The sequence below is a fragment of the Flavobacterium sp. ASV13 genome (assembly GCF_000745775.1).
Lineage (GTDB): Bacteria > Bacteroidota > Bacteroidia > Flavobacteriales > Flavobacteriaceae > Flavobacterium.
Window position 1 is genome coordinate 876,246 of record NZ_JQJY01000001.1, and the last position, 9,029, is coordinate 885,274.

General features: G+C 34.2%; 6 protein-coding genes. 1 reads left to right on the forward strand and 5 read right to left on the reverse strand.

Annotation, left to right across the window (positions count from 1 at the left end):
- Positions 1-23: 23 nt before the first annotated feature.
- On the forward strand, positions 24-935 hold the full coding sequence (locus GQ47_RS03770; RefSeq protein ID WP_035644967.1) for a bifunctional metallophosphatase/5'-nucleotidase: 912 nt from the start codon (positions 24-26) through the stop codon (positions 933-935).
- Here GQ47_RS03770 and GQ47_RS03775 read toward each other — a convergent pair.
- The 5 genes from GQ47_RS03775 to GQ47_RS03795 all read right to left on the reverse strand — a co-directional run.
- Complete coding sequence (locus tag GQ47_RS03775; protein ID WP_035644970.1) at positions 921-1,616, reverse strand: lysoplasmalogenase family protein; 696 nt, start codon at positions 1,614-1,616, stop codon at positions 921-923. The genes GQ47_RS03770 and GQ47_RS03775 overlap by 15 nt on opposite strands.
- Positions 1,603-3,609 carry an NAD-dependent DNA ligase LigA gene (gene ligA / locus GQ47_RS03780; protein WP_035644972.1) on the reverse strand — a complete coding sequence of 669 codons (2,007 nt, stop codon included), beginning with the start codon at positions 3,607-3,609 and terminating at the stop codon, positions 1,603-1,605. Before ligA ends, GQ47_RS03775 begins: the two co-directional genes overlap by 14 nt.
- A 247-nt stretch (positions 3,610-3,856) precedes the next feature.
- Positions 3,857-5,794 carry an OmpA family protein gene (locus tag GQ47_RS03785; protein WP_035644974.1) on the reverse strand — a complete coding sequence of 646 codons (1,938 nt, stop codon included), beginning with the start codon at positions 5,792-5,794 and terminating at the stop codon, positions 3,857-3,859.
- Positions 5,795-5,805: 11 nt separating this feature from the next.
- Positions 5,806-6,738: a PorP/SprF family type IX secretion system membrane protein gene (locus tag GQ47_RS03790; protein ID WP_035644976.1), complete on the reverse strand. Its 933-nt coding sequence runs from the start codon at positions 6,736-6,738 to the stop codon at positions 5,806-5,808.
- Between the two features lie 47 nt (positions 6,739-6,785).
- Positions 6,786-9,029, reverse strand: a 2,244-nt coding sequence (locus tag GQ47_RS03795; protein WP_035644978.1) for a T9SS C-terminal target domain-containing protein, incomplete at its 5' end; no start/stop codon positions are given.

Sequence of the window (9,029 nt, forward strand, 5' to 3'; positions counted from 1 at the left end):
CGTTTACGCAAAAAATATATCCAATGAAAAGAAGAGAATTTATTGAAAAAACTGCTGCAAGTACAGCCTTATTAAGTTTAGGTTTGTCATTAAGCAGTTTTGAAACTAACGATATAAAACACCTGACTATTTTACATACAAATGATGTACACAGTCATATAGATCCTTTTCCTGCTGATGATCCTCGTAATGCAAATAAAGGAGGTGTATCTCGACGTGCAGCTCTTATAGAGACCATTCGTCAGGAAAATCCAAATGTACTTTTATTGGATGCAGGAGATATTTTTCAAGGAACTCCTTATTTTAACTATTATGGAGGCGAACTAGAATTTAAATTGATGAGCATGATGAAATATGATGCTTCAACTATTGGAAATCATGATTTTGACAATGGTTTGGATGGTTTATATGCTCAAATGCCACATGCTAAATTTGAATTTATCAATTCTAATTATGACTTTAAAAATACGGTCATGAACGGACTTGTGAAGCCTTATAAAATTTTTAATAAAAACGGAATTAAAGTAGGTGTTTTTGGTTTAGGAATTGAACTTGACGGTTTGGTTGACAAACAGATGTACAAAGAAACGGTATATAATGATCCCGTAGAAATTGCTCAGGACATGACGCAATTATTGAAAAAAGAAGAAAAATGTGATTTGGTTATCTGCTTGTCACATCTTGGCTATAATTACAAAGATGATGAAAAGAAAATTTGCGATTTAAAATTAGCTGAATTAACTCAGGATATTGATTTGATTATTGGAGGCCACACTCATACTTTTCTTGATAAACCAACTATTGTAAAAAATAAAGCTGGCGAGAAAGTTTTAGTTAATCAGGTAGGTTGTTATGGAATAAACTTAGGCCGAATTGATTTTTACTTTGATAAAAACAAAAATCATACGAATCAAGGAAAATCAATTATTGTATAACATTTTTTTGTGCATTTTTGTTTTTTCAAGAAAGTATTCAACCATAAAGTAGTAGCCCAAAATTTGTGTAACATCACGAATCAAAACTAAAACTACTGAATAGGAAAAATATTCATTGAAAATATAAAAAATGTCTGAAAAAATATAACTGACAGCCATCAAAGACATTAAAAGAGCCAAATGCGTTCCTTTGGTAATATACGTTACAAACGAATAATAGCTCATAACGCTTAGTACTATTCCGTAAAAAGTATAAAGCCAATTAAACTTTTTCATGTTATCCAATTGAAGACTTAGTACGGAAACCAACAAATAGACAAGAAATATGACCACGATAGAAACCGGAAGAATATCTTTTCTTCTTAATTTTATTCTTTCGTGGTCTATTATAAAAAGCTTTAAAATCAATAAGTAAACAATCAAAAAGCTTATTACTCCTCCCAGTTCAGAAATCTCAACATCCATGAGATCAAAAACTTGCCCAATAAAACAAAAGAAAAAAATCAAGCCTTCTGTTTTTCCTATTTTAAAATCACTGCTGATAATGAAATAGAAAAAAATAGCTGGCAACACGACAGCTTTAGCATATATAGCTAAAATATCCTGTTTCGTGCAATCTAAAATAATTGTAAACAATAATGCTACAAAGAATAAAATCAAAGACGGTTTATTCGCTTTCATTTAATTTACTTATAAATTCTTCCTCTGACAATATAGGAATGTTTAATTTATTGGCTTTTTCTAATTTTGCCGGTCCCATATTATCACCTGCGACAACAAAATCTGTTTTCGCGGAAATTGAACTTCCTACTTTTCCACCATTATCTTCGATTGTTTTCTTTAGTTCATCTCTTGAAAACTTTTCAAATACGCCTGAAACGACAAATGTTTTTCCGATGAATTTTTCTGTAGCGTTGGGGTTGATTTTTTCTACTATTTCAAATTGAACACCATAATTTTTTAAGCGCTCAATTATTCGTTTATTTTCTTCATTTTCAAAAAATTCGATTACACTTTTGGCAATTCGTTCTCCAATTTCATCCACTAAAATCAAATCCATTAACGAAGCCTGACTTAAAGCATCAATATTTTTATAATGTTTTGCCAATTTTTTAGCAACGGTTTCGCCTACAAAACGGATTCCGAGTGCAAAAAGAACACTTTCAAAAGGAATTTCTTTCGATTTTTCAACACCGTTTACTAAATTCTCCGCTGATTTTTGCGCCATTCTTTCCAAGTGCAAAATATCTTCAACTTTTAATTCATACAAATCAGCATAATTATGCACTAAATCATTTTTGAAAAGCAGCGCCACTGTTTCTCCTCCAAGACCTTCAATATCCATTGCCTTTCTTGAAATATAATGCTGCACACGCCCAATAATCTGTGGAGGACATCCGTAGAAATTTGGACAATAATGATTGGCTTCGCCTTCATTTCTAACTAATTCCGTCTGACATTCAGGACAATGTGTAATGTATTCTGTTTTTTCTGAATTTTCTGGTCGTTTATCTAAATCTACTGCAATGATTTTTGGAATGATTTCTCCTCCTTTTTCAACAAAAACAGTATCATTTATTCTAATATCTAATTTTTCAATCTGGTCTGCATTATGCAAAGAAGCTCTTTTTACGATCGTTCCTGCTAATTGAACAGGTGCTAAATTGGCTACCGGAGTAATTGCTCCTGTGCGTCCAACTTGATACGAAATTGAGTTTAATTTCGTCGATACCTGTTCTGCTTTAAATTTATACGCAATTGCCCAACGTGGAGATTTTGCTGTATAACCCAATTCTTCCTGATATTGAATGTTGTTTACTTTTATTACAACACCATCAGTTTCATAAGGTAAATTATGTCTGTGCGTATCCCAATAATCGATAAAATCAAAAACTTCGTTCATATTATCGACTAATTTTGCTTCGGTTGGAACTTTAAATCCCCATTTTCTCGCCGATTCCAATCCTTCAAATTGAGAAGAAAAAGGTAAATTATTTCCGGTAACAAAATACAATAGACACTCCAATGGACGCTTAGCAACCTCAGCACTATCTTGAAGTTTCAAACTTCCAGAAGCAGTATTTCTTGGATTTGAATAAGGCGTTTCTCCTATTTCAATTAATTCCTGGTTCATTTTTTCGAAACCTGCAAACGGCAAAATTATTTCTCCTCTAATATCAAATTTTTCAGGATAATTTCCTTTTAATTGCAACGGAACTGATTTTATGGTTTTGATATTATTTGTTACCTCATCACCCTGAAAACCATCTCCACGCGTTAAAGCCTGAACTAGTTTTCCGTTTTCGTAAGTTATACTTATTGATGCCCCATCATATTTTAATTCACAGGTATATTCTAATTTAACATTACCTAAAACTCTTTGAATTCGGTTTTCCCAATCCAGTAAATCTTCTTTCGAATATGAATTATCCAAAGAATACATGCGATATTGATGCGCAATTGTTTTAAAATTTTTAGTAATTGCTCCTCCAACTCGCTGCGTAGGTGAATGTTCGTCAAAAAATTCGGGGTGTTTGTTTTCTAAATCCTGAAGCTCTTTTAATTTTCTATCGAAATCATAGTCCGAAATAGTAGCATTATCAAGCACATAATAATTGTAATTGTGCTGGTTAAGTTCGTCTCTTAAAGTTTGAATAGTTTCTTGAATACTCATAGGATATTAAAATGATGCCAATTAATTTAGAAATACTGAAACATCAAAATTAGATAATTATTTTCGTTGAAAAACATCAAAAAATAAAAGTTTTAAAAAATCAAAAATCAAGTCACAAAAAAATGCGACTTGATTTTCTTCTTGTCCATTATTCTTAAAAAAGAATTAAACAAAACCAACTTCCAAATGGTTTCTTCGTTTTATATTTTTACACTGATAATCAAATAATTAGCATGCAAATATAAAACTATTTTTGGATAATGATAAAGTCAGAACGTCTATTTAACAAATGCTCTTCTTCGGTACATTTTACACCATTTTTGCATTTATTAATTAACCTGGTTTCTCCGTAGCCTTTTGCGCTTTCAATTCGAGAAGCATCAATTCCCTGAGAAACAATATAATCTCGGGTTGATTTGGCTCTATTGTCTGAAAGTTTCAAATTATACGAGTCTTTCCCTCTAGAATCAGTATGCGATTCAATTTTGATTCTGATGTTTGGGAACTTCTGCATAATGAAAACTACTTTAGTCAACTCTTCAACTGCCAAAGGCGTAATGTCATATTTGTCGTAATCAAAATAGATTGGTTTAACATCCACTTTTTCAACACCTTTGCTTTTCACTACCAAATCGTCATAATTACTCAATTCAAAATTAACGTCTTTAATTTCTCCTCCATTTTCTTTAGTAGTTTCAACCGTTTTTTCATCGCTTGAATAATTTGGTTTTGCGGCAATCATTTTTACTGTTTTTCCGCAAGGCACTTCGATGGCGTATTTACCTTCAAAGTTTGTTTTAGTTTCCCCAAGAATTTCGGTATATGAATTATATGCCATGATTGAAACATCTGTAAGCGGCAATCTGGTCTTTTTATCTATTGCCATACCCGAAATACTCTGGTTGCAAACTGGTTTTCCTTTTACAAATGAGTAAATATCATCATCGCCTTTACCTCCTGCTCTGTTTGATGAAACATAACCATAAGTTTCAGCGCTGTCAATTATAAAAGTAAAATCATCTTTATTGCTATTAATTGGAGCACCTAAATTTACTGGATCAGAGAAAGTTCCGTCAGGTAAAAGTTTGCTTTCGTAAACATCCAAATCTCCTAAACCATAATGTCCGTCAGAAGAAAAATAAAGTTTTCCGTTTCGGAAATATGGAAAAACCTCATTTCCAAGCGTGTTGATTTTTGGACCAAGATTTACCGGAGAACTCATTGTTCCGTCGTCAGCGATTTTCACATAATACAAATCGGTTTCACCAATTCCTCCGCTCATATCAGAGGCAAAGAAAAGCCATTTTCCATCTTCACTTAAAGAAGGATGTCCAACTGAATAATCATCATTGTCAAAGAAAAGTTTTTGCGGATTTTCTAATTTATTGTTTACAATACTTCCTTTAACAATCTGAAAATTATTGGTTTTGCTTTCATCAATAACTAATTTATTCTTTTTGACAATGTTTGTCGAATAATAAATTGTTTTTCCGCTGGCATCAAAAGAGGCTGTTGCTTCGTGATACTTTGTCATTACATTTGGAAGAAATAATGTTTCGTTGAACAAACTTCCATCAGCTGGATTTCTTTCGGATAAATAAAGATTCAGAAAAGGCTGATTGTTCCAAGTGTACAATTTTTCGCTAAATTTTGTTGTATCTCTGGCAGACGTAAACACGATTCTGTCTTGAAAAAAAGTAGCACCAAAATCAGATTTACTTGTATTAATGTCAAGATTCTTGATTGTGTAAAGTGGTTTCGCTTTAGACAAACTATCAAGCAGTTTTTTCTGGGCAAGATAACGGTTCACCTCTTTTTGATCACCTTTTTTAGTCAAATACTCTTTTGTCATTTTATCAGCATCATCATAATCCATAACTCCTTTCAGCGACTGAATATAACGCAAGTAGTAAATATCGGTTAAATTATTTCCTTGCGCTTCGTACAGTTTTTTGTACCATTTTAATGCATTTCTTTCATCGGAAATAAAATAATACGAATCGGCTGCGTTCTTCAACGTTTGTGTCGATGGATTTTTGCTGTTTTGCAAAATTTCTTCATAAGCTTTTGATGCATCTGCATAAGCAAAATTTCTAAACAGCGCATCGGCTTTCTTTAAATTAGTCTTTTGAGCAAAACTAAATGTAATGCTCAAGACTAAACTTAGGATATATAGTTTTTTCATAGGTTTTAGATTTAGAAGAATCGAGGAGATTTGATTTTACTTTCGCCTTTATTGAACTGATAACGCAGAATAATTTCGTGCGATCCGTCGTTGTATTTATTCAAATCACTAACGGTGTAATCGAAAGCGTATCCAACATAAAAACTTTTAGAAATCTGAAAACCAGCCAAGATGCTCACAGAATCATCTGTTCTGTATGAACCACCTATCACAAACTTTTCAGCAATCATAAAATTCGCCGATATATCAGCAGTAAGTGGAGCCCCACTTACTGCTTTCACTAAAAATGCAGGTTTGAATTTTAAATTTGGATTCAAATCAAAAACGTAACCTCCCATGAAATAATAATGCAAACGATCATAGTCGATGGATTCCTGAACATCATCGTAATAACTATTTTCGATGAAACTAGGAACTGAAGCTCCTACATACCATTTATCAGTATAATAATAGATTCCTGCTCCAACGGCTAATTTTGCCTGATTGTCGATATTTTGGTTTAGCAAAACATCATTCGGATCGTAATATCTCCCTTTTGACCAATCTACATTCAGCATTCTCATACCTGCTTTCAAACCGAAGGCTAATCTTTTTTCATATCCAAGCGGAATTGAATAAGAAAAGTTTCCGTCAAGATAAAGTTCGCTTGATGGACCAATTTTGTCATTAACAACGCTAAGTCCTAGACCAACTTTCTCGTTTCGAAGCGGTGCGTGAATTGAAAAAGACTGTGTTTCTGGTGCTCCAGAAATTCCAACCCATTGTGAACGGTGCAAAAGTGTTGCTTCTAATGTTCCGGTAGACCCAGCATACGCTGGATTTACTGCCATTGTGTTGTACATATACTGCGTGTATTCCGGATCTTGCTGCGCACTGGCACAGACTGTGATAAAAGAGCATATTAGAATAAAATATGCTTCTAATGATTTTATATATAGTTTCATAACGATACTTATTTAGTTTAATTAATTAGATGATTAACATTGTCTGCTTATCTCATTATAGATAACCATCCTTTTTTAACCGTTCCGTCTCCAATGTCTATCACATAAAAATAAGTACCTGTTGGCAGCATATCTCCTCTACTAATAACTCCAGATACATTCGCAGTTCCGTTCCAATCATTTTCATAATGTTGTTTACTGTAAACTAACGCGCCATATCTGTTGTATACTTTCAATTCATTATTTGGATACGATTCGATACAGTCAATTCTAAAGAGATCATTAGCTCCATCATTATTTGGAGTGAACTCGTTATAAACTGTTAAACAAATTGGTTCGACTGAAACTGAAGCCGAGTTGTTTGCTGCGGAAACATCTAAAGGAGTTGATATTTCAATAGTTGCAACAGATAAATAATCAGTACCATGAACTACTTCTGCAACAATTGTAAGCACCACGCTCTGACCTGCATTTAGCGTTGGAATTGTCCAAAGCTGTGTTGTTGGATCAAATGTTCCTTGAGTCGTGCTTGAACTTATAAAATCATAACCATTAGGCAATAAGTCGCTTACAAGTGTATTTATGAAATTTCCTTGTCCAACATTGTTTACTGTTACTGTAAATGTTATCTGCTCACCAAAATTTGGAGTTGGATTACTCACTGTATTAGTAATTGTTAAATCTGAACAAGTTGCTACTGTAACATTCAATGTTTTAGTAGTTGTTTCATCGCAAGTGTTGATGTATGTAACTTTTACTTGACCAGAACCAATATCTGACCATGAAATTGTTGCATTTCCGTCAGCAGTTCCTCCACCAGAAATAATTGTTCCGTTGGTAACTGACCAAACATAATTTGATTTACCATTTACTACTGAATAAGTTACACCTTGGAAAACACATGGAGTATCGTCGCTTGTTGTAATTGGAACCAAAGCATCATTTTCAAAAGCAATTGTGATTCCTAATCTTGTTGCGCTTTCACATCCATTTGTTGTATTTGCAAGAGCCGAAGCATAGTAAGTTCCAGCAGTTAATTGTGTATTTGCTGCTAAAGGTGTTCCGCCCGTTGCAGAAGAATACCATACTACATTTGGTTCATTTACTAAAATATTAGCAAGTGTTGGTAATTTTGACAAACAGAATGTTTGTGTTGTTCTTGGTGTTGTAATCACTCCTGGAGTATTTACATTTACCACAACTGCCAAACGTACTGGATTCTCACAACCTATTGCACTTGAAACAGCTCCGTAATATGTTCCTGTAGTCAATGCTGTTGCTGCTGGAATTGCTGTTCCTCCTGTTGCTGTACTATACCAAACTACATTTGCTTCATTTACTTGAATATTTGCAACTGTTGGTGTATTTAGTGTACAGAAGTTCTGAACTGCATTCGTTGTTGTAGGCGTCGGACTTGGGTTTGTTACCGTAACCGTTACCTGTAAACGAGTTGAACTTTCACATCCTGTTGCTGGATCAACAATATTTCCGTAATAAACACCTGTTGTTAATGCAGTTGTCGCTGGAATTGCTGTTCCTCCTGTTGCAGAACTAAACCAAGTAACATTACTTTCGTTTACTTGAATATTTGCAATCGTAGGAACTGTTGTAGAACAGAAACTTTGCGATGCGTTAGTTGTAGTCGGATTTATTGTATTTCCAACAGTCACATTAACTGCCAATCTTACACTACTTTCACAACCTGTTACCGGATCTTTTATAGCTCCGTAATATGTTCCATTAGCTAAAGCTGTTGTTGCAGGAATTGCTGTTCCGCCTGTCGCGGCACTGTACCAAACTACATTTGCTTCATTCACTTGGATATTGGCAACTGTTGGTGCATTTCCAGAACAGAAAACTTGAGATGCATTTGTAGTTGTAGGAGTCAATGGATCTGTAACATTGATTGTAACGCTTAACCTTGTAGCGCTTTCACATCCTGTTGCTGGATCACTGATTGCTGCAAAATACGTTCCGTTAGTCAAGGCCTGAGTCGATGGAATCAAAGTTCCTCCTGTCAAGGCAGTGTACCAAACAATGTTTGTTTCATTGAATTGAACACTTGCAAAAGTCGGTGCGTTAACCAAACAGAAATTTTGTGTTCCTGCTGTTACCAATGTCGGTGTTCCTGGATCGTTTACATTAATTGTTACGCTCAATCTTGTTGCGCTTTCACATCCTGTAACTGGATCGCTGATTGAAGCGAAATAAGTTCCACTTGTCAATGCCTGAGTCGATGGAATCAAAGTTCCTCCTGTCAAAGCTGTGTACCAAACGATATTCGTTTCGTT

Excerpts from the sequence above, each read along its gene's own strand:
- GQ47_RS03770 (WP_035644967.1), top strand. The coding sequence starts at position 24 with ATGAAAAGAAGAGAATTTATTGAAAAAACTGCTGCAAGTACAGCCTTA.
- GQ47_RS03775 (WP_035644970.1), bottom strand. The coding sequence starts at position 1,616 with ATGAAAGCGAATAAACCGTCTTTGATTTTATTCTTTGTAGCATTATTG.
- ligA (WP_035644972.1), bottom strand. The coding sequence starts at position 3,609 with ATGAGTATTCAAGAAACTATTCAAACTTTAAGAGACGAACTTAACCAG.
- GQ47_RS03785 (WP_035644974.1), bottom strand. The coding sequence starts at position 5,794 with ATGAAAAAACTATATATCCTAAGTTTAGTCTTGAGCATTACATTTAGT.
- GQ47_RS03790 (WP_035644976.1), bottom strand. The coding sequence starts at position 6,738 with ATGAAACTATATATAAAATCATTAGAAGCATATTTTATTCTAATATGC.